Source organism: Achromobacter sp. ACM05 (assembly GCF_019218915.1).
Classification (GTDB): Bacteria; Pseudomonadota; Gammaproteobacteria; order Burkholderiales; family Burkholderiaceae_B; genus Achromobacter; species Achromobacter animicus.
Genome location: NZ_JAHUWQ010000001.1, coordinates 2,059,109 through 2,083,792, shown reverse-complemented (window position 1 = coordinate 2,083,792; position 24,684 = coordinate 2,059,109). Strand labels below are relative to the sequence as shown.

Genomic DNA, 24,684 nt, shown 5'->3' with positions numbered 1-24,684 from the left:
ATAGGTGTGCAAGCCGCCAATATAGACCCGCCGCCGGACCGGGCGCTGGCGGTTTTCGGACAGCAGTGTGACATTCACAACCCTGTCCGAAATCCGCTAGATCTTGCCCGCCCGGCGGCGTTAGCATCGCTTCATGAACCTGAACCACGAAGCCTGCTACAGCGCCATCCAGGTGCGCGACGCCCGTTACGACGGCCGCTTCTTCACGGCCGTCAAGACCACGCGCATCTATTGCCGTCCGGTCTGTCCGGCGCGCACGCCGCTGTCGAAAAACGTCACGTTCTTTTCGACGGCCGCGGCCGCGCAGGAAGCCGGGTTTCACCCTTGCCTGCGCTGCCGCCCGGAAACGGCGCCCGAAGTCGGCCCCGGCCACGAGTTGCCGCCCACCGTGTCGCGCGCATTGCAGCGTATCGAGCTGGGCGCGCTGGACGAGGCCGGCGTCGACGCGCTGGCGCTGCGCCTGGGCGTGGGCGAGCGGCAGTTGCGGCGCCAGTTCCGCCGGCACCTGGGCGCCTCGCCCGTCGCATTCGCGCAGACGCGCCGCGTGCTGCTGGCCAAGCAGCTCATCCATGAAACGCAGTTGCCGATGGCCGAGATCGCCTTCGCGTCGGGATTCGGCAGCATCCGCCGTTTCAACGAGGTGTTCCTCGACCTGTTCGGCCGGGCCCCCGGCGAACTGCGGCGTTCAGGCAAGCCGGAGGTCCCGGTGGGCCAGGATGGGGAAATCAAGCTGCTGCTGCGCTACCGTCCGCCCTACGACTGGGACGCCATGCTGGCGTTCCTGCGGCTGCGCGCCATTCCCGGCGTCGAGTCCGTGACGGGCGACACCTATGCGCGCACCGTCAGCCTGGATGGCGCGCAAGGCACGGTCACGGTGCGGCCGGGCGCGGGCGACGCGCTGCAGGTGGCGGTGCGCTTTCCTCATCTGCCGTCGCTGCCGGCCATCATCGCGCGCCTGCGCCGCGTGTTCGACCTGGCCAGCGACCCGGCGGCAATCGCTGCGCAGTTTGCCGCCGATCCGGTCATGACGGCGCTGATGCAGGCGCGGCCGGGGCTGCGCGTGCCGGGCGCGTGGGACGGCTTTGAACTGGCCATGCGGGCAGTGCTGGGACAACAGATAACGGTGGCCGCCGCCATCCGGCTGGCGGGCAAGCTGGTGGCGGCGCATGGCAAGCCGCTAGCGCAGCCGGACGGCGCGCTGACGCACGTGTTTCCCGAGCCGGACGTGGTGGCCGCCGCCGAACTGGCCTCGCTGGGCATGCCGCGCAGCCGGGCGGCGACGCTGTCCGCGGTGGCCGCGGCAGCGGTCGCGGACCCGCATCTCTTTGACGCCGCCGTCGACCTGGAAGACGCCGTGCGGCGGTTGCGCACGATACGCGGCGTGGGGGAATGGACGGCGCAATACATCGCGCTGCGGCAACTGCGTGAGCCGGATGCGTTTCCGCATGCGGATATCGGCCTGATCCGCGCGCTGGAAAAACTGGAATCGCGGGCCTACACACCCGCGCAACTGCTGGCGCGGTCCGAGGCCTGGCGGCCATGGCGCGCCTACGCGGCGCAGCACCTGTGGACAGCGTGATCGAGGTTGAAGGAATCACGCGCAACGGGATCTCGCACAAAGGAACAGCGCTTCACCACCGCCCCTCCGACCCTTCGCCGAAATACGCCACCAGAAAATCCACGAACACCCGCACCTTGGCGGACAGGTGGTGCCTTTCCGGGAAAACAGCGTAGATATCCGCCTGCGGCAGCGCATAGTCCTCCAGCACCTGCACCAGCCGGCCGCTGCGCAGGTAGCGCGCCAGGTCCCATTCCGCGCGTTGCAGGATGCCCAGGCCGGCCAGGCCCCAGGTCAGGGTGACCTCGCCATCGTTGCTGCTGAGATTGCCGCGCACCTTCACGGTTTCGCTGCGCCGGCCTTTCGTGAAACGCCACAGCCCATAGGCAGCGTCGTTCTGGCGCAGCACGATGCACTGGTGCCGCGCCAGATCGTGCGGCGTGGCCGGCGTGCCGTGTTTTTTCAGGTAACCGGGCGACGCGCACACGAGGCGCCGGTTGGGCGCGATCTTGCGCGCGATGAGACTCGTGTCGGGTAGATCGCCAAAGCGCACCGCAACGTCAAAGGCCTCGCGCACGAAGTCGGCGGGCCGGTCGGTCAGCTGCAATTGCAGCGAGACTTCGGGATACTGCTGCGCGAATTCCGCGATGGCCGGCGCGATATAGCTGCGCCCGAAACCCAGCGGCGCATTGACCTTGAGCAGGCCGCGCGGGGCGGCCTGACGGCTGGCGATGAGCGCGTCCAGGTCGTCGATCTCGCCCAGGATGCGGCGGGCGTTTTCCAGATACACCTCGCCCTCGGCGGTAAGACTGAGGCGCCGCGTGCTGCGGTTGAAGAGCCGCACGCCCAGCCGCGCCTCGATCTGCGCCAGCCGCTTGCTGACTGCGGCAGGGGTGACATCGAGCTCGCGCGCCGCGGCCGACATGCCGCCCGCGCGCGCAAGCTCAACGACAAGGAGCAGTTCGCTGGAATGCCCCATCGGTGCGGCCCGCGCGGCTTAGTCGCGGAAGTTTTCGAACTGCAGCGGCAGCTCGACGTCGGTCTTTTTCAGCAATGCAATAGCGGTCTGCAGGTCGTCGCGCTTCTTGCCCGAGATGCGCAGCTTGTCGCCATTGATCTGCGATTCGACCTTGAGCTTGGCGTTCTTGATGGCGGCGATGAGCTTCTTGGCGACGGGCTGTTCGATGCCCTGCTTAATGGTGACCTTCTGGCGGGCGCCGCCCAGGTTTTCGAGCGGGTCGGCCACGTCCAGGCAGCGCACGTCGATGCCGCGGGCAGACAGGCGGCCGCGCAGGATGTCCAGCATCTGCTTGAGCTGGAACGCGCTGGAAGCGACCTGGGTCACGACATAGCCCTCGAGTTCGAACTTGGCTTCAGTGCCCTTGAAGTCGAAGCGCGTGGACAGTTCGCGGTTGGCTTGGTCGACGGCGTTGGTCAGTTCGTGTTTGTCGACTTCGGAGACGACGTCAAAAGTAGGCATGACACGGGGTCCTGTGAAAATTGGCGGGAAAGTGCAATGCCCGCCATTTTACCGGCCCCGCGTCCGGCGTCACGCCGTCATGTCGTGACCACCAGCAGGCGCTCGGGCTGCAGGGGATGCGGCATGACATGGGCGTCGATGCCGTAGGCCAGGAACAGGTTCTTCGGCGTCAGCACCTCGGCCGGCGTGCCCGACGCGATGGCCCGGCCGCCGCACAGCAGGAGCAAGCGGTCGCACCAGCGCGCCGCCAGGTTCATGTCGTGCAGGATCACCAGTACGCCGGTATCGCCGTCATGGGCCAGGCCTGCAGCGACGCGCAAGAGGTCGCCCTGGTGCTTGGGGTCCAGACTGGCGGTGGGCTCGTCCAGCAGCAGATAGCGCGGCTCACCCTGCCCCCGGGCCGCCTTGCACTGCACCAGCACGCGCGCAAACTGCACCCGCTGCTGCTCGCCCCCGGACAGCTCGGGATAGCGGCGCGCATTCAGATGCGACACGTCGGCCCAGCCCAGCGCCTGATCCACCAGCGTGTCCACCTGCGCGGGCGACAGTTCGGGAAACGGGTACGCCCCCATTGCCACCACGTCACGCACGTCCAGGTCGAAGCTCAACCCGGGCTTTTGCGGCAGCACGGCGCGCAGGCGGGCCTGTTGGCGATGCGCCAATTGCTGCACGTCGGCATCGCCCAGGCGGACCGAGCCAGCTTCCGGCGCCAATTCGGCGGACATCGCGCCCAGCAGCGTCGACTTGCCCGCGCCGTTCGCGCCCAGCAGGCCGACCACTTCGCCGGGCCGCACCGCCAACGACACCTTGTCCAGAATGCGGTTGCCGCCCCGCGTCAATACGAGATCGTCGGCTGCAAGCATCAACCGTGCCTCCGGCCGCGCGCCAGCAGCCACAAGAAAAAGGGTCCGCCCACCAGACTGGTCACCAGCCCGATCGGCAGCTCGGCCGGCACGACGGCGACACGCGACAGCCAGTCGGCCAGCGTCAGCGCCAGCGCGCCGCCCAGCACGCAGGCCGGCAGCAGCCAGCGGTGATTCGCGCCCAGCGTCATGCGCACCAGATGCGGCACCACCAGGCCGACAAAGCCGATGCCGCCCGTGGCGGCGACCAGCGGGCCGACGATCAGCGCGCACGCCAGCACCAGCTGCGCGCGCACGCGCTTGAGCGCGTAACCCAGGTGCTGCGCTTCGCGCTCGCCCAGCAGCAGGGCATTCATGACGCGCCACTGGCGCATCAGCCACCAGGACATCAGCAGCACCCACGGGCCCAGGAACGCCAGCAACGTCCACTTGGCACCGGCCAGGCTGCCCATGGTCCAGAACGTGAGGTCGCGCAACTGCGCGTCATTGGCCACGAACGTGAACAGGCCGATCATGGCGCCCGCCACCGCGTTGATGGCGATGCCCGCGAGCAGCAGTCCCGCCATGCCGGGCACGCGCCGGCCCAGCGCGTATGCGCAGAAGGTGGCAAGCAGGCTGCCGGCGAACGCGGCCGGCGCCAGCACCCAGAAGCCGCCCGAGGTCAGCACGATGGCGGCCACCGCGCCCAGCGAGCCCCCCGCCGAAATGCCGATAAGGCCGGGCTCGGCCAACGGATTGCGAAACAGCGCCTGCATCGCCGCACCGGATATGGCCAGCGCGGCGCCCGCCACCATCGCAAACAACACCCGGGGCAGCCGGATGTCGATCAGGACGTTGCGCCACAGCGCATCGCCCGACGCGGGGTCGCCAAACAGCAGCGTGGGCATGTCGCGCAACGGAATCTGGACCGCGCCGCTGCTGCTGGCGGCCAGCGCCACCAGCGCCAGCACGGCGCCCAGCACTGCCAGCGCCAGCGGCGCGGAGACGCGCTTTGCGCTAGCGCCCCATGACACCGGCCGCCTCCCGCTTGAGTTCGGTCAGCGCCAATGGCAGGCGCGGGCCCATGCCCAAGAGGAGCAGGTCGTCCATGACGATGACGCGCTTGTGCGCGGCGGCGGGCGTGGAAGCCAGGCCCGGCAGCGCCAGCAGCTTGTCCACGCCGCCGGAAGCTTCCAGCGAAGTGCGCGTCACCACGATGACGTCGGGCGCCAGCGCGCTGACCGCTTCGGCCGAGAGCGGCTTGTAGCCCTGCTGGTCCTTGAGCACATTGGCCAACCCCGCCATCGTCATGACTTCGTTGGCCGCCGTGCCGCCGCCCGCGCCTTGCAGCGTGCCGGTGCGGTTCATCACCAGGATGGCGCGCGCGCCAGTGCCCGGAATCGCCTCGACCGCCTTCAGGTCGCGGGTGATCTCGGTCACCAGCGCTTCACCCGCCGGGGCCACGTCCAGCGCCTCGGCGATGTTGCGGATGCGCGCTTTCAGCGAATCCACCGACGGGGCGTCCGGCACGGTGACGATGCGCACGCCGACGTCGCCCAGGCGCTTGAGCGCGTCGGGCGGACCGGCCTGCTCGGACGCCAGCACCAGATCCGGCTTGAGCGCCAGCACGCCTTCCACCGGCACCGCTCGGTAATAGCCGACGCGCGGCAGCTTGGTCGCGGCCTCCGGGTACAGGCTGGAGAGATCGTCCCCCACCAGCTTGCCGCCCTGCCCGAGCTGATACACGATCTCGGTCACGGTGCCGCCCAAGGTCACCACCCGTTCGGGCGGCGCCGCCTGCGCGCCTGCCGCCAACAACCAGGCCGCCACTGCCAACCATTTCTTCATCGCTCTCGTTTCCTTATGCGCTCAAGCGGCCAGCGGCGCGCTGCACAGGCTGACCATCAGGTCGCGCCATTGCGGGATTTCCCGCTGACCGGGTTTGCGTTCACCGAAGAACTGCACGATCAGGTCGCCCGTGCTGGCGTACACCTCCAGCGAGGTGACCCAGCCGTCGGTCGTCGGCTTGTTGACCACCCAGGCCGACGCGATGGCCGTGGTGTCCAGGTGCAGGTTGAACCTGGGATCCAGCACGTTGAACCACGGGCCCGTGCGGCGCAGCGACTGCACCGGACCGGAGTGGATCTGGATCATGCCGCGGTTGCCCACGAAGCACATGATGCGCAGGCCCGATTCGGCCGCCGATTGCAGCATGCGCTCCACGGCGTCGGCAGGCACCGGCTGCGCCAGGTCTTCGCCGGCCGCCGTCAGGGCCGCCAGGCGCGACACCTTGAACTTGCGCAGCAGCGGGAAGAATTCGTGCGTGTCCTTCATGCCCAGCCACGCTTCGCGCCACGCGGAAGCGTCTTCGACCTGCTCGGCGTCGGCGGACGGCGCGTAGGCCTGGGCCACGGGCCATTGCGACTCGCCCGCGAACCGCGCGACCAGCGCGTCCCATGCGGCGGCATCCGTGCCGTCGGTGCGGTAGACCTTGTGCACGGCCACGCCCGCGCCGTCGAAGAATTGCAGGCTCTGGCGTCCATCCTGCTCGACCGCCCAGGCCGACTTCCATGCAGTGAAGAACACGCGCAGGTCGATGTCCGGTCCCAGCACCAGACCTACCGGACCGTCGGCCTGGATGTCCTCATACACGCCATGGCGCTCGTGCACACACCAGTCGTTGCGCGTCAGCGCCATCACTTCGCCCAGCGTGCCCAGTTCGCGGAAGATCTCTTGCGGCGCGCCATGCAGCGCCGTCGCCTTCACGCCGCCACAGCCGGCGGCCACCCACTCGGCCTCGGACACGCCCAACGCTTGGGCCAGATTGCGGGCGCGCAGCCCGGGTTGCGACGCCGCCAGCGCCTCATTGCGGGCACGCAGTTCTTCAGCGCGGGTCGAGAAATCATTATTCGTCATCGTAGGCCCTCCGGCCGGTGCAAAAAAACACTGCAGAAAACCGCCGCCGGTCCGGTCAGCGCCGAATGGCGGCGGACCGAACTCAATATTGATAAGTCAGTGAGACGCGCACGCTGCGTCCCGGTTCCGTGTACCAATCCACCGCACGCGGGATCGCGGTGGCGCCCGCGGTCGGCACGTTGATAGCCTCCCAGTACTTCTTGTCGAACAGGTTGAACACGCCCGCCTGCACCTGCAAGCCCTTCACCGCAGCCGGGCGCCAGTAGCCCATCAGGTCCACCACGCCATAGCCCGGCGCCTTGAAGTCGGGATTGGGCGCGTCGGGCGACGCATCGGGATACTCGACTTTGTTGCGCTGCATGGCTGTGGTGAGCATGGCGTCCACGCCCCACACGTCGCGGCCATACCCGACGCCCAGTATCGCCTTGAGCGGCGCGACGGAGTTCAGGTACTGCCCCGTGCCCTCGTCCTTGCCCACCGCCCAAGCCAGCGAGCCCCACGTGCGCCAACCCGGCGCAAACTTCCAGTGCGCGCTGGCCTCGGCGCCGTAGATGCGGACCTTGGCGCGGTTGACGTTGCCGGTCACGCCCAGCGGATACTGCCCCGCCCAACCCGGCTGCCACTGCGGCGAATTGGGATTCAGCGGCACATCGCCATCGATAAAGTTCTGATAACGATTATCAAAGAACGATACCGCACCGCCGAGGTCGTCGGTACCGAGCTTGGCGCCCAGTTCCCAGCCCTTGCTGGTTTCGGGTTTCAGGTACGGGTTGCCCACGCGCAGATAGGTGCCGGGGCCGCCGTAGTTGGTGTAGAGCTGCGTGGCGCTGGGCGCCTTGAAGCCGTAGGCGTATTGCGCATAGAGGCTGAGCTGCTCGGCCGCCCGCCACGTGCCCAGCAGCTTGGGCGAGAAGCGGCTGCCGCTGTTGCTGGGCGGCAGCGCGGCCGCGTTGGGGTTGCTTTCATAGCCGGCGGTGGACTGCGGCCGTTGCTCGTAGTGGTCGTAGCGCAAGGCCGGCGCCAGCGTATATTTGCCATCTGCAAAGCTGAACTCGTCCTGCACCCACAGCGCCCATTGATTGCCCTTGGACTGCGGCACGTCGGCCTGGTTGGTGTGCAGCATGTCGCACGCGCGCGGGCCGAACGGCGCGGGCGTGCCGGGTCGGATCACCGGGCAGTTGTCGTAGCCGCTGGAATTCTGCTCGGTCTTGTTGCCGTACCACTCGCCGCCGAACGACCACAGCTGGGACACCGACGCGCCCGCGATGCGCTTGGTGAACTCCGTGCTGGCGCCGAAGAGCGTCTGCTGGATCGAATTGCTGCGGCCGTAGGGGCCGTTGGGAAAGCCGTAACGGAATGGGTCGCCCGGAATGATGCGGGCGCGCGCGTCCACGCCGCGGATGCCGTCCAGCGAGTTGTCCAGGCGAACGCGCTGCCAGTACACCACCGCGTTGGCCGTGTCGATCAGGCCGCCCGAATCCGGCGCCGTGTACGTGTAGTCGAACGACACGCGCTCGCGCTCGGTTTCCTTGCGGGTGCTGTTTTCGCCGATGAGGTAGCTGGTGCCGGGGCCCTGCTCCCACTTGTTGTCGATGTCGGCATTGCGCTTGAAGTATTCGCCCGTCAGGCCGAACAGATGCGCGCCGTCCACGCGCTGTTGCAGCTTCATGAGGAAGCTGCGCTGGTCGTAGTCTTCGGGGCTGGGTTTGCTGCGGCTGGCGCCGTAGCCGCCGACGTCGCCGCGGTTGTCCAGTTCGTGGCCGTTGCGCACGCCGGCCTGCACCAGCCAGAACGTGTTGCTGTGGATCTGGCCCGCCAGCGCGGCGTTGGCGCCCCAGCTGTTGTCGGCGGAGTCGTAATCGGTCTTGGCCAGCGCGCCAAAGGTCTTGCCGCCGCCCAGCAGATCCGCCGGATTCAGGGTGTGCAGGTCGGCAATGCCCGAAATCGCGCTCGAGCCGCCGCCGGTGGCGTCCGCCCCGCGCACGATGTCCAGGCGCGACAGGCTGTTGAAGTCCACGGCTTCCAGGCCGCCCTTCACGCCGCGCGCGCCGTCGTCCAGCCACGGCAGGCGGATGCCGTCCACCCGCGTCAGCACACGGTCCTGATCCAGGCCGCGGATGTTGATGCTGTTGGTCGTGCGATTGAAGTTCACGCCCGGTTCGGCGCGCCGGCTCAGGTCGGTCCAGTTGCGGATCTGCAGATTGTCCAGGCGGCGGCGATCGGTGCTGGTTTCCCAGGCCGGCGTGACGACGGCCGCTTCGCCGTCGATCTGCACCGGCGCAAGCTGCGTCACGCTGCCCTGCGGCAACGCCTGCAGCACGAAGACGCCCGCGCTGCGTTCCTGCACGCCCAGCCCGCTGCCCGCCAGAAGACGCGCGAACCCTTCATGCACGGAGTACGCCCCCTGCAGTCCGGCGGTGCGGCGCTGGCCCACCAGCGCCGCATCGAACAGCACCGTCACGCCGGCGCTGTCCGCAAAACGCGGCAGCGCGTCCGCCAGCGATCCCGCCGGGATGCTGTAGCCGCGCGCCCCGGCCTGCGTCACCGCGGCGCCTTGCGCCTGCGCGGCGGAGGCCGGCAGCATCGCGGCGGATGCAGCGGTCAGGGCCAGCGCCGCATGCACGGCAGCGGTAAGACGGGTCAGCCGGCATTGCGCGCCTTGGGCTGCTCGGGAGCCGCTTGCGCGGCCGGCGGGGTAGTAAGCCATGGTCGTCCTTTGGATCCAACAGGTATCGGCATCCGTGTGCCTATACAGACCATGACCCGCGTGAAATCAAAACCGGACAGCATTTTCAAAAATATTTTCAGCGCGCCGGAAAAAGGCGGGGCAACGCCGTGAACGTGATCCGCCATGCCGACCCCGCGCCTCACGCCGAGGTGTCGCGAGGCACGATCGTTACCCAATACGGCGTGCGGTAGCGCACCTGCACGGGCAAGGTGGCGGGCAGCGCCGCCAGCACCGCGTCCGTGTCGTGCAACTGGAAGGCGCCGGAGATGCGCAGGTGCGCGATCTCCGGCGCGCAGCGCAGGATGCCCTGCCGGTAGCGGCCAAGCTCGGCCGCGAAGGTGTCCAGCCGCAGTGCGCTGGCGTACAGCACGCCGCGCAGCCAGTCGCTGGCATGCGGATCGGCGGGCGTCGCTGGGCCGGCGCCATCCGGCGACAGGCTGCTCTGCTCACCGGCCGCCACGTCCACGTAGCGCCCCGGCTGCCCGGCGCTGCTGACGCGCACGCGTCCTTCCTGCACGCTGAGCTGACAACGCCCGCTCTCTTCGCGCACACAGAAGCGCGAGGCCTGCGCCTCGATATCGCCCAGCCGCGTGCGCACGATGAAGGGACGCGGATGACTGGCGGGGTCCGCCACCGCATGGACGGCGATCTCGCCGGCGCGCAGGCGCAAAAGGCGCGTCGCGTCGTCGAACAACACGTCGACGGCGCTGGAGGTATTCAGGTGCAGCGTCGAGCCGTCGGCCAGGATCACGTCGCGCCGCTCGCCGGCGGCGCTCCGGTAATCGGCGCTCCAGTCGAGAGGATCGGCCCGCCAGGCAGCCCAGCCGACCGGCGCGGCCACAATCAGGGCAACCAGCGTCTTGAGCGCGGCGCGGCGGCTCTTGAGGTCCGGTCGATTCAGCGTTGCCATGCCCAGCGCCGACGGAATGAGGCCGAAGCGCGCATTCACGCGCTGCGCCCGCTGCCAGGCATGTTCGTGCTCGGCCTTGCTGGCGCGCCATTGGTCGCAGGCATGGACGTCCGCGTCGGTAGCCCGGCCTGAGCTCAGCCGCATCAGCCACCGCGCAGCCTCGCGTGCGACGTTGCGCTCGACGGCGGGCAGCTCGGCTGCCGGTTCCGCTGGCGCGCTCACATCACCGCCATGATGCATTGCTCGTATCCCTTGGTGATGTAGCGGTGCACGGTGCGCAGCGACACGTTGAGCTTGTCGGCGATCTCGCCATGGCTCAGGCCTTCCAGTTGCGCCATCAGGAACGCCTGGCGGGCGGGCAGCGACAGGCCGGCCAGCATTTCTTCAATCTCCTGCAGCGTCTCCAGGATGATGAAGCGCTGTTCGGGGGAAGGAGCAAGCGCCTCGGGCATCAACGCCAACGCTTCCATGTAGGCCTGCTCGACCGATCGGCGGCGATGGTGGTTCAGCAGCAGGCGCTTGGCGATGGTGGTCAGGTACGCGCGCGGCTCGCGCAGCGCGTCCAGTTCGTGCCGGTGCCGCAGCACGCGCACGAAGGTGTCCTGCGCAAGATCGGCGGCATCGAAGCTGTTGCCCAGCTTGGCGCGCAGCCAGCCGTGCAGCCATCCGTGATGGGTGCGGTACAGCATGTTGACGGCGTCGCCCGAGGCGAGCACGGAATTCGGCACGGACGGCTCCCTGACTCACTAACTACAAAATTCATAACTACAAATAACAATCGTTCTCATTCTAAATGCAAAACCATGATCTTGGTCAAGTCCGCGCGTCGGGTTTGCGGAGATATCATCCGTACGACGTCCGCCGCCTCCCGCGGCGGCGCTTTCCACAGGCTGATCCCATGCTCTACGCCGTCCTGCAGTTTCTCCACGTCATGGCCGTGATCCTCTGGGTGGGCGGCATGCTGTTCGCCCACTGTTTTCTGCGGCCGGCGGCCGCGAAACTGGATCCGCCCGTGCGGTTGCCGCTCTTGGCCTCGGTGCTGGGCCCCTTTCTCAATGCCGTGCTGGCGGCCATCGTGCTGATTCTCGTGACCGGCGCCTGGATGATCGGCTCGTCGGCCAGCCAGGCCGCGCAGACGGGCGGCTCGTTCTTCATGCCCCGCAACTGGACGCTGATGGCCAGCGGCGGCATCGTCATGATGGCGATCTTCGGCCACATCCGGTTTGCGCTGTTCAAGCGGCTGGCCGCTGCCGTGGCGGCGTCCGACTGGCCCAGGGGCGGCCAGGCGATGGCCGGCATCCGGCGCTGGGTCGGTGTGAACCTGCTGCTCGGCATCGCCATCGTGGCGGTCATGTTCCTGGGCTAGCGAATGACTGGCGGCCGCCAGGACCAATCGGATAAACGCCGGTTGGTATCGGAAATCTTGGCCTTGGTGCAATACGGCGTACATCCGCGCTGGCCACACTGCGGATGACTCTCGCGGGTCACGTCCACGACAACAGGGAAATCCCATGATCAAACGTGCATTGCATCTGACCATATTCGGCCTGTTCGCCACCGCCGGCGCCGCCCAGGCCGCCGCTATCGACAACAGCGCCATCGGCCAGCCCGAGTTCCGCGCGCACAAGGCCACCTACGGCGTGGTCTACCGCTTGCCGGCAGACGTGAACGCCGTGCTCGACGCCAAAGTCACCGGCGTCCTCAAGGAAGATCTGATCAAACTCGGCCTGAAGACCGAAGCCGACACGCCCAACCTGCCGCACGTCACCGTTGTCCACATCCACAACGCCGATCCGCAGACGCCCGCGCGCATGCTGAAAGCGTTGCCCAAGCCGCCGGCGCCGCTGCGCGTCACGCTCAAGACCTTCTATCCGACCGAGGCCGCCAAGGGCGCGGGACATCCGTGGTGGCTGGACCTGGGTGTGGTCAAGAGCGGCCAGGGCTTCGAGGACATGATGCGCTACAACACCGTGGCCACCGCCGCCCTCGCCCCGCTGCGCGACGGCCCGCTGCCGCGCGTGACCGGCCCGGTCTACGCCAAGATGGGCGATGCCGGCAAGGAACTGGTCAAGACGCTGGGCGTGAGCGGCGTGAACGTCATGCAGGACGGCAAGGAAGTGCGCGCGCACAACCCGCACACCACGCTGGTCTACAGCATGACGCCGTACGACGCGCGGCTGCAGGACGCCATGAAGGCGGAATCCGACAAGTTCAACGCCGTGCTGCCCGATGGGATTGAGACGACCTTCAAGGACGTGTCCATTGTCGAGATCGGGTTTGCGGGCAATGTCGTGCGCGAGATCTACCGCGTGAGCCTGGAAGACGGGTCGGTGCTGGACGTGGCGTCGGGCAAGCCGGCCGCCAAGTAAGACTGCGGATCCGGGGCTCAAATCCCGGGCAGGACATTCGCCGCCTGCTGCCAATCCATGGCAGTATTGCGCCGTCTGCCCTTCCCCCGCCCCCATGTCCCGCACCGAACGCCTCCTGGAGCTGCTCCAGACCCTGCGCCGCCACCGCCTGCCCGTCAGCGGCCATCGGCTTGCGGCCGAGATGGGCATCAGCCTTCGCACGCTGTATCGCGACATCGCCACGCTGCAATGCCAGGGCGCCGAGATCGAGGGAGAACCGGGCGTGGGCTATGTGCTGCGGCCCGGCTTCATGCTGCCGCCGCTGATGTTCAGCACCGAAGAAATCGAGGCGCTGGTGCTGGGCACGCGCTGGGTGGCCCGCCGCTCGGACGAACGCCTGGGGCTGGCCGCGCGCAATGCGCTGGCCAAGATCGGTGCGGTGCTGCCGCAGGAACTGCGCGACGAGCTTGACGCCATTCCGCTGCTGGTTGCGCCCAGCGCCGTAGCCGTCACGGACCGTGTCGACGTGGCGCTGATCCGCCAGGCCATCCGCGGCGAACAGAAACTGGAAATCACCTATCGCGACGACAAGGGAGCCGATTCCAGCCGGATCATCTGGCCGTTCGCGCTGGGCTTTTTCGACAGCGTGCGGCTGGTGATGGCCTGGTGTGAATTGCGGGGCGACTTCCGGCATTTCCGCACCGACCGCATCGCCACGCTGGCCATCGGCGCCAGGTATCCCAAACGGCGGCACATCCTGCTCAAGGCGTGGCGCGCGCTGGATCACGAGGCGCGCAAGGACTGATGTTCACTACTGCCAAAAACTGACAGTACCCCTGCCTATCATGAGCGCATCCAACCCCCGGAGCGCATCATGTCAGACACCAATTTCGTCATTCTGTATGTGGAAAAGCCGCAGGCCAGCGCCGCGTTCTACAGCGCGCTGCTGCAACGCCCGCCCATCGAATCGTCGCCCACGTTTGCGCTGTTTGCGCTGGACTCGGGGCTGATGCTGGGCTTGTGGTCGCGCTACACGGTGGCGCCGGCAGCCGCCGGACGCGGCGGAGCGTCCGAACTGGCGTTCACCGTGGCCGATGCCGATGCGGTCAACCAGCGTCACGTGGACTGGAGCCTGCGCGGCCTGCCCATCCTGCAGGCGCCGACCGACATGGATTTCGGCCGCACCTTTGTGGCGCTCGACCCCGACGGCCATCGACTGCGCGTGTTCGCCCCGGCCCCCGCGCCGGCGCCAGCCGCGCCCCGCACCGAGCGCGCCGTCGCGGCCGTCTGATGACAAACGGCCGCGCCAAAAAGCGCGGCCGTTGACGACCCATCACGCACGCTGCCGCGTATTCATGGCGACCGCTTCGCCGCGCTTCTTGAACAGCAGGTAGTACGCCGCGGCGAGCAGCACCAGGAACGGCACGCCAAACACCAGCGTCAGCTTGAAGACGCTGGTGAAGTACGTGGTCACCAGAATCGCCAGCATCGCTCCCGCGCCCAGCAGCGTCAGCACCGGAAAGCCCGGCATGCGGAACGACAGCTTTGCGCCGCCTTCGCGCACCCAGCGGCGGCGGAAGAAATAGTGCGTGACGAAGATCATCATCCAGGTAAAGAGCGCGCCGAACATCGAGATGGCCATCATCAGCGTGAAGGCCGTTTCGGGGTACAGCACGTTCAGCACTGTGGCGATGGCGATGCCGCTGGTCGACAGCAACAGCGCGTTCAGCGGCGTGCCGTTGCTGGACAGCCGGCCCAACGCCGACGGCGCATGGCCCGCGCGCGACAGGCTGAACATCATGCGCGTGGTGATGTAGAGCTGGCTGTTCATGGCCGACAGCGCGGCCACCAGGACGATGAAGTTGATGACACCTGCCGCGCCCGGAATATCAAGCACCTCCATCACCTGCACGAAGGGGCTGCCGCCCTTGCCGGCATCATCCCACGGCACGATGGCCAGGATGAGCGCCAGTGTCAGCAGGTAGAACACGACAAGCCGGACAATGGTGGCGCGAAACGCCTGCTTGACCGCGCGTTCCGGATCCTCGGCTTCACCGGCTGCCACGGCGATCATCTCGACGCTCAGATAACTGAAGATCGAAATCACGACCGCGATCCACATGCCCCACACGCCGTTCGGAAAGAACCCGCCGTGCGCGGTGTAGTTCGCCGTGCCGTACTGCGGATTGCCCCAGACCACGTAGGCGCCCAGGATGATGAAGCCGATGATGGCGCTGATCTTGATGGTCGAGAACCAGTATTCGATCGTGCCGAAGGCCTTGACGCTCAGGGCATTGATGAGAATGAGCGCCCCGGAAAAAATGCACACCCATAACCATCCGGGCACGCCGGGAAACCAGAAAGCCATGTACTTGGCCACCGCCGTGACTTCCGTGCCCACGGCCAGCACCACGCAGGACCAGTACGCATAGCGCACCAGAAAGCCCGCGAGCGGGCCGATGTAGTGTTCGGCATAGGCGCCGAACGAGCCGGACGTGGAATGCGCGACCGTCATTTCGGCCAGGCAGGCCATGAGCAGCAGCGTGATCACGCCGCCGATGGCATAGCTGATGAGCACGCTGGGCCCGGCGAAACCGATGGCGAATTTACTGCCCAGGAACAGGCCCGTGCCGATGGCTCCGCCGATGGCGATCATGCTCATCTGGCCGGACGTCAGCCGGCGCTTGAGCCCCTGTTCGCGTTCGGCAATCTGGCCGAACCCTTTCTGTTGTTGCATTGTCTCCTCCTGTACTGCGCATTTTTGTGTGATGTACGGCCCGCGAGGCCGGCGCGACGAGGCCCGATACCGGAATCAGGTCACGGCGGAACGCTGCTTGAACTCGGGCTTGTTCCACGCGCGGGTATCCAGCACGTCCTTCAGGATGTCGACCGCGTCCCAGACGTCGGCGTAGCCGAAATACAGCGGCGTCAGGCCGAAACGCAGGACCTCGGGTTCACGGTAATCACCGATCACGCCGCGCGCGATCAGGGCCTGCATGACCTCGAAGCCGTTGGGATGGCGGAAGCTGACGTGGCTGCCGCGGTCGGCGTGCGTGCGCGGCGTCACCAGCGTCAGCGGATGCCCGGCGCAACGCGATTCCACCAGCTGGATGAACAGGTCGCTCAGCGCCAGCGACTTCTTGCGCACTTCGTCCATGCCGGCGGCATGCGCGACATCGAGACCGCATTCGACCATCGACAGCGACACGATGGGCTGCGTTCCGCACAGGTAGCGGCGGATGCCGCCCGCGGGCTCGTAGGCCACGGCCATGTCGAACGGGCGGCTGTGGCCCCACCAGCCGGACAGCGGCTGCCAGAAATCCTTGGTGTGACGCGGGGCGACCCAGATGAACGCGGGCGAACCGGGGCCGCCGTTCAGATACTTGTAGGTGCAGCCCACGGCGAAGTCGGCATTGGCGCCATTCAGGTCGACGGGCACCGCGCCCGCGGCGTGCGCCAGATCCCAGATGGCCAGCGCGCCGTGTTCGTGCGCCTGCGCCGTGACCGCGGCCATGTCGTGCATCTGGCCGCTGCGGTAATTGACGTGGGACAGCAGCATGACGGCAACGGAGTCGTCCAGCGCCTTGTCCAGCGGCAGGTCGTCGTCGATCAGGCGCATTTCGTAGCCCTGCTGCAGCAGGTCGATCATGCCCTGGATCATGTAGAGGTCGGTGGGGAAGTTGTCGCGCTCGGACAGGATGACGCGGCGCGCGGGGTGCTTGTGCTGCTGGATCCGCAGCGCGGCGGCCAGCGCCTTGAAGATGTTGAGCGACGTGGTGTCGGTGACGACCAGCTCGCCCTCGCGCGCGCCCAGCAGGCGGCCCAGCTTGTCGCCCAGGCGCGCAGGCAGATCGAACCAGCCCGCGGTGTTCCAGCTGCGGATCAGGCCCGTGCCCCATTCTTCGGTAATGACCTGCGCGGCGCGGGCCGCGGCGGTCTTGGGCAGCACGCCCAGCGAATTGCCGTCCAGGTAGAGCACGCCGGGCGGCAGGTCGAATTGTTCTTTCACGTGGGCCAGGGGATCCTGGCGGTCGGCGTTGACGCAGGCTTCACGAGTGTTCATGTTCCATTCCTTCAGCAAATTTCCGGATACATGCTATCAGCGCAGTCAGTCCGAAAAATTGCAAATCCCGTCGTGACTTACCCGCGTTTTCCGCATTAAATTGCATTCATCATCATTTTTTCGAACTGGATTGCGCCATGCAGATTGACGTCATAGACCAGCGCATTCTGGCCCGCCTGCAGGAAGACGGCCACCTCAGCAATCAGGACCTGGCGGAACAGGTGGCGCTGTCGCCCTCCGCCTGCCTGCGCCGTGTGCGCGCGCTGGAAGAAGCCGGGCTCATCCGCGGCTACCGTGCGCTGCTGGACGCCGAGAAGCTGGGCTTCGAGCTGGAGGCCATCGTGCATGTGTCGCTGGACCAGTCGCGCGCGGGATGGCACGAGGAGTTTCTGGCGGGCATCGCGCTGCACGACGAGATCACCGAGGCGGCCATCGTCACTGGCGCGTCCAACTACATCCTCACCGTGCGTACGCGCAACCTGTCGGCATTTTCGAATTTTGTCGAGGACAAGCTCAGCAAGATCCCGGGCGTGCGCGATCTCTGTTCGCATATCGTCATGCGCAAAGTGAAAGACCGCGAAGGCATGCTGCCGCTGGCGGCCTGGCGCTGAGGTGACCTCGCCGTCGGCGTGAAGCAAGGCGCGCTAGGTTGGCGCGTGCTCCAGAAAGCCGAAGACCGTCACGAAATGGCAGGCCGTGCCGCCCATGACGAACAGATGCCAGATGCCGTGCGCATGGCGCCAGCGTTTGTCGTTGGCATAGAACAGCGTCCCGATCGTGTAGATGGCGGCGCCCGCCAACAGCCACGTCAGCCCCGCCGTCGACAGCGCGCCGGCGATCGGCGCGGCAAAGGCCACACCCAGCCATCCCATCAGCAAATAGAGCGGCAAGGCCGGCGGCGCGTTGCGCGCCCACCAGAGTTCGCGGGTGATGCCCACCAAGGCCAGCAGCCAGATCGCCACCCCCATCGCGGCGCCCCACCGATGATCCACGGGGCCGTACGCCAGCGGCGTGTACGTACCGGCTATCAGCAGGTAGATCGCGCAGTGGTCCGCCTTGGCCCACATCGCCTTGCGGCGCCCCTGCGAACAGTGGAACAGCGAAGACGACGCATACACCGCGATCATCGACGCCGCGAACACCGCGCAACTGACGATCTGCCGCGTGTCCACGCGCAGCTCGGCGGCGCGCGTGATCAAGGCGCCGGAAGCCAGCACCGCCAGCGCCAGCCCGGCCAGATGCGTCACGCCGTTTAGTCGTTCGCCTTCCTGCATGTGCGCCCCCGCCCCGGCGTCGTGCCGGCGCTTGTCATCATGGCGGGCTTGTGTGACAGGCGCGGGTCAGCGGCATCACCCCACGAAATCCACCGCGGCCGGATAGCCGTCAATGGCGCGCGCGGCCAGGATCGCGCGCTGCACCGCGATCGCCATGACCTCGGCGGCCATGACACCCAGCAGCATCACGTTGGCGGATTTGCCCGACGCGCCCGTGCCCAGCGCGAAGATCGTGTCGCCGTCGAGCATGGTGTGGATGGGGTTGATCGTGCGCGCCAGGCCGTCGTGCGCCATGCCGGCGATCTTTTGGGCTTCGGCCTTGGTGATCCGCGCATCGGTGGCCACGGCGCCGATGGTGGTGGCCGCGCCCGCGCGCATCGACTTGGGCAGGTCGCCCGCCAGGATGGCCGCGCGCGTGTCGAACAGCATCTTGCCGTCTTCGGTGCGCGCGCCGGCCAGGATGCGCCCGGTGGCCGGGTCCAGCACATCGCCCACGGCATTGACCGCAACGATGGCGCCCACCGTCACGCCCGCCACCGTCAGCGACGCGCTGCCGATGCCGCCCTTCATGGCGCGCTTGGGGCCATACAGCTTGCCCACCGTCGCCCCCGCGCCCGCGCCCACGTTGCCTTCCTGCGGCGCGTCGGCTGTCGCCGACCGGCAGGCCTGGTAACCGGCGGCGGCATCGGGCCGCACCGACGCGTCGCCCACGCCCAGGTCGAACAACACCGCGCTTGGCACGATGGGCACGAAGGCCACGCCTACGTCAAAGCCGATCTTCTTTTCTTCCAGATAGCGCATCACGCCCGACGCCGCGTCCAGGCCGAACGCGCTGCCGCCCGTCAACACCACCGCGTGCACCTTGTCGACCATGTTGATGGGGTTGAGCAGGTCGGTCTCGCGCGTACCGGGCGCCGCGCCGCGCACATCCACCCCGCCCGTCGCGCCGGCCTCGGCAATGATGACCGTGCAACCGGTGGGCCGGCGCGTCTCGGTGTAATGCCCCACCCGCAAGCCCGCCACATCGGTGATGCTGCCGCCGCCCGGCATGGGCGCCGCGCCGCCAGCGGCCTGCGTGGGCATCGCCCCCGCCGCGGCAGCGCCCGCTGCCGCCACCATGAACGCACGCCTGTTCCATTGCTGTTCCACACCCGTCTCCGTCAACGTAAAGCCAGAAGGTCCCGGACCGACTGCCCCGGGCAATCGGTAAAAGCTATATGACTTGCAGCTATATTTTTACTATTCCATATGCTTTGTGGAAAAATAGGCCGGTTGTTAGAGTGCCGCTACGCCGGAGGGCATTGCAGGCCCACATGCTCTCCACAGTGATCATCCGTGGAGCATTGCCATGAAACTCTTCCGTACGCTGTTCATCGCCGGCCTCGTGCAGGTCGCCGCCCTGTCCGCCGCCCATGCCCAGTCCGAACTGGACCAGATCAAATCCGCGGGCGTCTTCAAGATCGGCACCGAAGGCACCTACGCGCCTTTCACCTTCCACGATGCATCGGGCAAGCTTACCGGCTTTGACGTGGACATTGGCCGCGCCATCGCCGAGCGCCTGGGCGTGAAGGCGCAATTCGTCGAAGGCAAGTGGGACGGCCTGATCGCCGGGCTGGACGCCAAGCGCTACGACGCCGTCATCAACCAGGTGGGCATCACGGATGCGCGCCGCGCCAAGTACGACTTCTCCGATCCCTACATCTCGTCCGCCGCCGTGCTGATCGTGCGCGACGACAACACCAGCATCAAATCCTTCGCGGACCTGAAGGGCAAGAAGTCCGCCAACACGCTGACCAGCAACTTCGGCAAGCTGGCGCAGAACCACGGCGCGGAAGTGGTCGCCGTGCAGGGCTTCAATGAAGCCATCGACCTCCTGACCTCGGGCCGCGTCGAAGCCACCGTCAATGACAACCTGTCGTTCCTGGACTTCAAGAAGCAGAAGCCCAACGCCCGCGTGAAGATTGCGGCCACCGACAAGACGGCGGAGTTCAGCAATTCGGGCGTCCTGATCCGCAAGAACAACCCCGAGCTGCAGGCCGCCATCAACAAGGCGCTGGCCGACATCAAGGCTGACGGCACGTACAAGACCATCTCGGTCAAGTACTTCGGCACGGACCTGTCCGCGCAATAAACCACTGGAGCGCCCATGACGCTGCCCCCCTGGCTGCACGCCGTCCTGCCCGACTGGCTGCTGGCAAAAATAGGCGAATGGTCGGTGCCGGCCTGGGTGCAGCTGATGGCGGACTCGTTCTGGCCGCTGCTGCACGCGGGGCTGGTCTTCACGGTTCCGCTGACGTTGATGTCGTTTGCGCTGGGGCTGGCGCTGGCGTTCGTGGTGGCGCTGATCCGGCTGTTCGGGCCCGCGCCGCTGGTGGCGGTGGTGCGCTTCTACGTCTGGCTCATCCGCGGCACGCCGCTGCTGGTGCAGCTGTTCGTGATCTTCTATGGCCTGCCCAGCGTGGGCATCGTGCTGGACCCGTTGCCCGCGGCGCTGATCGGCTTCACGCTGAACGTCGGCGCGTACAACTCCGAAGTGATCCGGGGCGCGATCGAGTCGATCACCAAGGGGCAGTGGGAAGCGGCCTATTCGCTCAGCATGATGCGCGGCCAGGCCTTGCGCCGCACGATCCTGCCCCAGGCGGCCCGCGTGGCCGTGCCGCCGCTGTCCAATTCGTTCATCGCGCTGGTCAAGGACACGTCGCTCGCGGCGGTGCTGACGGTGCCGGAAATCTTCCAGGCCGCGCAGCGCATCGCGGCCGTCACGTATGAGCCGCTGATTCTCTATACGGAAGCGGCGCTGATCTACCTTGCGTTCAGTTCCGTCCTGTCCGCCGCGCAAGTGCGGCTGGAACGGCGCTTTGGCCAGCATGCGATGTTTAGCGAGAAGACCCGATGATCCGCCTTGAAAAAATCGAAAAGTCCTTCGGCGGCAATCCCGTGCTCAAGCAGGTGGATGTCCAGATCGACGAAGGCAGCGTCACGGCTTTGATCGGCCCGTCGGGCAGCGGCAAGAGCACGCTGCTGCGCTGCGTGAACCTGCTGGAAGTGCCGGATCGCGGGCGGCTGGAGATCGGTCCGGAAACGGTCGACTTTGAACCCGGCCGCAAGCTGGCGCGCGAACAGGTCCAGGCGGTGCGCAAGCAGACCGGCATGGTGTTCCAGAACTTTCAGCTCTTTCCGCATCAGACCGTGATCGGCAATGTGATGGAAGGGTTGGTGACGGTGCAGAAGTGGCCCGCCGACCGTGCACGCGCGCGGGCGGAGGAATTGCTGCGCAAGGTGGGGATGCTGGAAAAGGCGGAAGCCTGGCCGGCGAATCTATCGGGCGGCCAGCAGCAGCGCGTGGCGATCGCCCGCGCGCTGGCGCCGGCGCCGCGGGTCCTGCTGTGCGACGAGCCGACCTCGGCGCTGGATCCGGGATTGGCGGCGGAAGTGGTGGATGTGCTGCGTCAGTTGGCCGCGGAAGGCATGACGATGCTGATGGCCACGCATGATCTGCGGCTGGCGGCCAGCGTGTCGCGGGAAGTGGTGTTTCTGCTGGATGGCGTGGTGGTGGAGGCCGGGGATTCGCGGTCGGTGTTCACGAATCCGAGTGATTCACGCACGGCGGCGTTTGTATCGACGTTGACGCAGGAAGCGCCGTAGATCCGGGTGTCTGACACCCGATGAAAGAACTCGGTGTCTGACACCCTCCGAGACGCTGCGGCGTATTGGCGATCGTCTCACCATGGTGTCAGACACCTGCCGCAAGTTGGAGACTGTTTTACTTGGCGCAAAGCCGCCGTCTGCTACTTCGGCGGTAGGGAGCCCGCCGGGTCGACCGCCTGACCGTCGTAGCGCAGTTCGAAATACAACCCGACCTGCTTGCTGTCGCTGTTGCCCATCTCGGCGATCTTCTGGCCCTGCGACACGCGTTGCCCTTCCTTGACCAGCAGCTTGCTGTTGTGCGCGTAGATGCTGAGGAAGCTGGCGTTGTGCTTGACGATGACCAGATGCCCGTAGCCGCGCAAGCCGCTGCCCGAGTAAGCCACCGTGCCGGGCGCGGCGGACACGACGGGCGTGCCGGCGGAATTGCTGATGACGATGCCGTTTGAATGGGAGCCGTCGTAGCCGCGCGTGACCTTGCCCTGCGCGGGCCAGACCAGCGAGATCGCGCCCGGCGGCGCCGTGCGCCGCTTGCCGGATGACGCGGTGGCGCGCGGCGCGGGTTTGGGTTTGGTGCTGGCCTTGCTGGGCGGCGAAGTGCGCGCCTGGCCGGCGGGCGGCTCGACCCGCAGGACCTGGCCGACTTCGATCGAATTGGAGTTCGACAGCTTGTTCCACCGGACCAGGTTGCTGACGGTCGTGCCTTCCTTGCGCGCAATCTGGTACAGCGTGTCGCCCGACTGGACCCGGTAATAGCCCGGCTGGACCTTGGTCGTTCCGCAGGCGGTCAGCAATACCAGCAGCGCCGCCATCAGCGCGCCCAGCCATAGACGGGAATATGAGCCCGCGCGTCCCGGCCCGGCGGACGGGTCGGCATTGGACAAACTGGCGGCGGACAAAGTCGAAACGGACAAGGAAAGCTCTGAAACCTGGGGCACGGGGTCGCGTGTCGCAAAGAAGTGCGTTCAAGGGTACCAAGAAATCGGGAACGCTTGGCATAGAATGCCTGCATGCCTTCGTCGACCCGCCTCCTGTGCACGCTGCGCGCCCTGCGCGCCGACGCCGTGCTTTGGCTGGCGATCCTGGCATTGGCGCTGCGGGCGCTGATTCCCGCTGGCTACATGCCGGACGCCCGCGCGCTGCACGATGGCCGGCTCGAGGTCACATTCTGCTCGGCGGCGGGCAACGTGTCGTCATTCAGCGTGGCGCTGCCGGCCGATGACGGCGGCAAGGCCCCGCACGACAACGCCAACACCGGCGCGCAATGTCCCTTCGGCCTGCTTGTCCACGCCACGCCCGCCACGGCGCCGGCCATGACGACGCTGCTGCTGACGGCCGCCGGACATCCTGTCTTCCCTCCTGCGCATCGCGCCCTGCCCGCGCAGCCCGCCCACGGTCCGCCGCTGGGTTCGCGCGCGCCGCCGCCGCTGGCATGACTTCGTCCAGGATCGTCCACGCCCCTTACTAATTAGTAAGGCGCTGCGGACGGCACTTGCCGCGCGGCCAGACCGCGTGGCCGACTCGTCAATCCAGAGGTTTCAATGAATTCCCTTTTTTCTCGCACGCCCGCCGGCGTGACGCGCGCCGCCCCCACGCCGGGCGCGCCCGACCCGCGTCGCCGTCTGCTGCTGTCGACACTGGCGCTGCTGCCGCTGGCGGGCTGCGGTCCCGACGCCCCGCCGCTGCACGGCATGGACCTGTCCGGCATGACCACCGGCGATTTCCAGTTGCAGGACACCGATGGCAAAACCCGCACCCTGGCCGACTACCGCGGGCATCCGGTCATGTTGTTCTTCGGCTTCACCCAATGCCCGGACATCTGCCCGACGGCGCTGACCCGCGCCGTCGAGATCAAGACGCTGCTGGGCAAGGATGCCGACAAGCTGCGCGTTCTCTTCATTACCGTGGACCCCGAGCGCGACACGCCTGAGATCCTGCGCGCCTACACCCAGGCCTTCGATCCCGGCTTCGTCGGTCTGCGCGGCACGGCGGAACAGACCCGCGCCGCCGCCCAGGCCTTCAAGGTGTTCTACCAGAAGGTCCCGACCGGCTCGTCCTACACCATGGACCACACCGCGCTGACGTACCTCATCGACGCCGAAGGCAAGCTGCGCGTGGCGCTGCGCCATCAGCAGAGCGCGCAGGAATGCGCGCAAGACCTGCGCACCGTCCTCTGACCCAATAAAGGAACCCCTCATGAAGAAGCTTTCGATCAAACCGCTGGCCGCCGTCTTCGCGTTGGCCCTGGCCGGATTCAGCCATGTTGCGCTGGCGCAGGACGCCGGCCTGTCCGTGCAGGACGCCTGGGTGCGCGCGACCGTGCCCAACCAGCACGCGACCGGCGTGTTCATGCAACTGACTTCCAAGGAAGCCGGCCGGCTGGTCGGCGTGGAATCGCAGGCGGCCAAGCACGTGGAAGTGCACGAGATGGCGATGCAGGACAACGTCATGAAGATGCGCCAGGTGGCCAGCATCGACCTGCCCGCCGGCCAGGCGGTGGACCTGAAACCCGGCGGCTACCACGTCATGCTGATCGACCTGGCCAAGCAGATCGTGCCGGGCGATCACGTCGCGCTGACGCTGATCGTGGAAGACGCGGCCCGTCAGCAGCGGCGCGTGCCGATCGACGCAGTGGCCCGGCCGCTGAATGCGACCGCCGCGCCAGCGGCCGGTCACGGCCACTGATGACGGGCGGCAGGCGCTCATCGCGCGCCTGCCGCGTGGCGGGGTCGCTCCGCGATCTCGCCATTTGAACGCCTATCGCCGGCGCTCCATGCTCGCATGTTCACCTATCGGCGGCCACATATCAGGGACACATCGCCCCGCCGCCGCGACAGCGCCGCCCTCCGATTCACCATACAATGCCTGCACGTCCGAATCCCGCGCCTTCCGGCCCGGGCAGCAGCCGGCCACCGCCGCC

General features: G+C 67.2%; 26 protein-coding genes. 12 read left to right on the top strand and 14 right to left on the bottom strand.

The genetic code is table 11. From position 1 onward, the window contains the following. Nucleotides 1-133: 133 nt before the first annotated feature. Complete coding sequence (locus KW836_RS09455) at nt 134-1,579, top strand: AlkA N-terminal domain-containing protein (protein ID WP_218343074.1); 1,446 nt, start codon at nt 134-136, stop codon at nt 1,577-1,579. Between the two features lie 52 nt (nt 1,580-1,631). On the opposite strand, the gene KW836_RS09450 is transcribed toward KW836_RS09455, so the two are convergent. From KW836_RS09450 to KW836_RS09410, 9 genes are all read right to left on the bottom strand, one after another. Then, on the bottom strand, nt 1,632-2,537 hold the full coding sequence (locus tag KW836_RS09450; RefSeq protein WP_218343073.1) for a LysR family transcriptional regulator: 906 nt from the start codon (nt 2,535-2,537) through the stop codon (nt 1,632-1,634). A gap of 18 nt (nt 2,538-2,555) precedes the next feature. Further along, nucleotides 2,556-3,038, bottom strand: coding sequence for a YajQ family cyclic di-GMP-binding protein (locus KW836_RS09445; protein WP_056571865.1), 483 nt, complete (start codon nt 3,036-3,038; stop codon nt 2,556-2,558). Between the two features lie 77 nt (nt 3,039-3,115). Then, nucleotides 3,116-3,901: a heme ABC transporter ATP-binding protein gene (locus KW836_RS09440; RefSeq protein ID WP_370632997.1), complete on the bottom strand. Its 786-nt coding sequence runs from the start codon at nt 3,899-3,901 to the stop codon at nt 3,116-3,118. Next, nucleotides 3,901-4,863 (bottom strand): FecCD family ABC transporter permease, encoded by a 963-nt coding sequence (locus KW836_RS09435; protein WP_370633015.1) that lies wholly within the window; start codon nt 4,861-4,863, stop codon nt 3,901-3,903. The genes KW836_RS09440 and KW836_RS09435 overlap by 1 nt, the downstream gene beginning before the upstream one ends. A gap of 34 nt (nt 4,864-4,897) precedes the next feature. After that, complete coding sequence (locus tag KW836_RS09430) at nt 4,898-5,728, bottom strand: hemin ABC transporter substrate-binding protein (RefSeq protein WP_218343071.1); 831 nt, start codon at nt 5,726-5,728, stop codon at nt 4,898-4,900. 21 nt (nt 5,729-5,749) lie between these two features. Then, nucleotides 5,750-6,796, bottom strand: coding sequence for a hemin-degrading factor (locus tag KW836_RS09425; protein ID WP_218343070.1), 1,047 nt, complete (start codon nt 6,794-6,796; stop codon nt 5,750-5,752). A gap of 82 nt (nt 6,797-6,878) precedes the next feature. Continuing rightward, nucleotides 6,879-9,503, bottom strand: coding sequence for a TonB-dependent receptor (locus KW836_RS09420; RefSeq protein WP_218343069.1), 2,625 nt, complete (start codon nt 9,501-9,503; stop codon nt 6,879-6,881). Between the two features lie 160 nt (nt 9,504-9,663). Then, on the bottom strand, nt 9,664-10,674 hold the full coding sequence (locus KW836_RS09415) for a FecR domain-containing protein (protein ID WP_218343068.1): 1,011 nt from the start codon (nt 10,672-10,674) through the stop codon (nt 9,664-9,666). Continuing rightward, the gene (locus tag KW836_RS09410; RefSeq protein WP_175124461.1) at nt 10,653-11,162 is read right to left on the bottom strand and encodes a sigma-70 family RNA polymerase sigma factor; all 510 of its coding nucleotides are present in this window, start codon (nt 11,160-11,162) and stop codon (nt 10,653-10,655) included. The genes KW836_RS09415 and KW836_RS09410 overlap by 22 nt, the downstream gene beginning before the upstream one ends. A 170-nt stretch (nt 11,163-11,332) precedes the next feature. Here KW836_RS09410 and KW836_RS09405 point away from each other — a divergent pair, with 170 nt between their 5' ends. The 4 genes from KW836_RS09405 to KW836_RS09390 all read left to right on the top strand — a co-directional run bounded on the left by KW836_RS09405 (nt 11,333) and on the right by KW836_RS09390 (nt 14,073). Then, the gene (locus KW836_RS09405) at nt 11,333-11,800 is read left to right on the top strand and encodes a CopD family protein (RefSeq protein ID WP_218343067.1); all 468 of its coding nucleotides are present in this window, start codon (nt 11,333-11,335) and stop codon (nt 11,798-11,800) included. Between the two features lie 145 nt (nt 11,801-11,945). Beyond that, complete coding sequence (locus KW836_RS09400; protein WP_218343066.1) at nt 11,946-12,803, top strand: hypothetical protein; 858 nt, start codon at nt 11,946-11,948, stop codon at nt 12,801-12,803. A gap of 94 nt (nt 12,804-12,897) precedes the next feature. Beyond that, entirely contained in the window at nt 12,898-13,587 is a 690-nt protein-coding gene (locus KW836_RS09395; RefSeq protein WP_218343065.1) for a YafY family protein, read from the top strand. 69 nt (nt 13,588-13,656) lie between these two features. Continuing rightward, complete coding sequence (locus KW836_RS09390) at nt 13,657-14,073, top strand: VOC family protein (protein ID WP_175124455.1); 417 nt, start codon at nt 13,657-13,659, stop codon at nt 14,071-14,073. Between the two features lie 42 nt (nt 14,074-14,115). Here the strand turns inward: KW836_RS09390 and KW836_RS09385 are convergent, their stop codons facing one another. Together KW836_RS09385 and kynU are read right to left on the bottom strand one after the other, a co-directional pair. Then, nucleotides 14,116-15,519 carry an amino acid permease gene (locus KW836_RS09385; protein ID WP_218343064.1) on the bottom strand — a complete coding sequence of 468 codons (1,404 nt, stop codon included), beginning with the start codon at nt 15,517-15,519 and terminating at the stop codon, nt 14,116-14,118. Nucleotides 15,520-15,594: 75 nt separating this feature from the next. Continuing rightward, entirely contained in the window at nt 15,595-16,845 is a 1,251-nt protein-coding gene (kynU, locus tag KW836_RS09380; protein WP_218343063.1) for a kynureninase, read from the bottom strand. Nucleotides 16,846-16,982: 137 nt separating this feature from the next. Here kynU and KW836_RS09375 point away from each other — a divergent pair, with 137 nt between their 5' ends. Continuing rightward, nucleotides 16,983-17,456 carry an Lrp/AsnC family transcriptional regulator gene (locus tag KW836_RS09375; RefSeq protein ID WP_175124452.1) on the top strand — a complete coding sequence of 158 codons (474 nt, stop codon included), beginning with the start codon at nt 16,983-16,985 and terminating at the stop codon, nt 17,454-17,456. A gap of 33 nt (nt 17,457-17,489) precedes the next feature. On the opposite strand, the gene KW836_RS09370 is transcribed toward KW836_RS09375, so the two are convergent. Further along, a complete protein-coding gene (locus tag KW836_RS09370; RefSeq protein WP_218343062.1) occupies nt 17,490-18,119 on the bottom strand; it encodes a hemolysin III family protein in 630 nt (209 codons plus the stop codon). 75 nt (nt 18,120-18,194) lie between these two features. Next, on the bottom strand, nt 18,195-19,238 hold the full coding sequence (locus KW836_RS09365; protein WP_218343312.1) for a P1 family peptidase: 1,044 nt from the start codon (nt 19,236-19,238) through the stop codon (nt 18,195-18,197). Nucleotides 19,239-19,467: 229 nt separating this feature from the next. Here KW836_RS09365 and KW836_RS09360 point away from each other — a divergent pair, with 229 nt between their 5' ends. From KW836_RS09360 to KW836_RS09350, 3 genes are all read left to right on the top strand, one after another. Then, nucleotides 19,468-20,250: an amino acid ABC transporter substrate-binding protein gene (locus tag KW836_RS09360; RefSeq protein ID WP_105240302.1), complete on the top strand. Its 783-nt coding sequence runs from the start codon at nt 19,468-19,470 to the stop codon at nt 20,248-20,250. An 84-nt stretch (nt 20,251-20,334) separates the two neighbouring features. Then, nucleotides 20,335-21,015: an ABC transporter permease subunit gene (locus KW836_RS09355; protein ID WP_218343311.1), complete on the top strand. Its 681-nt coding sequence runs from the start codon at nt 20,335-20,337 to the stop codon at nt 21,013-21,015. Further along, the gene (locus KW836_RS09350; RefSeq protein ID WP_218343061.1) at nt 21,012-21,764 is read left to right on the top strand and encodes an amino acid ABC transporter ATP-binding protein; all 753 of its coding nucleotides are present in this window, start codon (nt 21,012-21,014) and stop codon (nt 21,762-21,764) included. Before KW836_RS09355 ends, KW836_RS09350 begins: the two co-directional genes overlap by 4 nt. A 143-nt stretch (nt 21,765-21,907) precedes the next feature. Here the strand turns inward: KW836_RS09350 and KW836_RS09345 are convergent, their stop codons facing one another. Continuing rightward, entirely contained in the window at nt 21,908-22,576 is a 669-nt protein-coding gene (locus KW836_RS09345) for a peptidoglycan DD-metalloendopeptidase family protein (protein ID WP_175124570.1), read from the bottom strand. A gap of 198 nt (nt 22,577-22,774) precedes the next feature. Here KW836_RS09345 and KW836_RS09340 point away from each other — a divergent pair, with 198 nt between their 5' ends. The 3 genes from KW836_RS09340 (at nt 22,775) to KW836_RS09330 (ending at nt 24,449) form a co-directional block, all read left to right on the top strand. Beyond that, nucleotides 22,775-23,200 (top strand): DUF2946 family protein, encoded by a 426-nt coding sequence (locus KW836_RS09340; RefSeq protein ID WP_218343060.1) that lies wholly within the window; start codon nt 22,775-22,777, stop codon nt 23,198-23,200. A 105-nt stretch (nt 23,201-23,305) separates the two neighbouring features. Then, nucleotides 23,306-23,941 (top strand): SCO family protein, encoded by a 636-nt coding sequence (locus KW836_RS09335; protein WP_175124448.1) that lies wholly within the window; start codon nt 23,306-23,308, stop codon nt 23,939-23,941. Nucleotides 23,942-23,960: 19 nt separating this feature from the next. After that, entirely contained in the window at nt 23,961-24,449 is a 489-nt protein-coding gene (locus KW836_RS09330) for a copper chaperone PCu(A)C (protein WP_218343059.1), read from the top strand. The last annotated feature ends 235 nt before the right edge of the window (nt 24,450-24,684 follow it).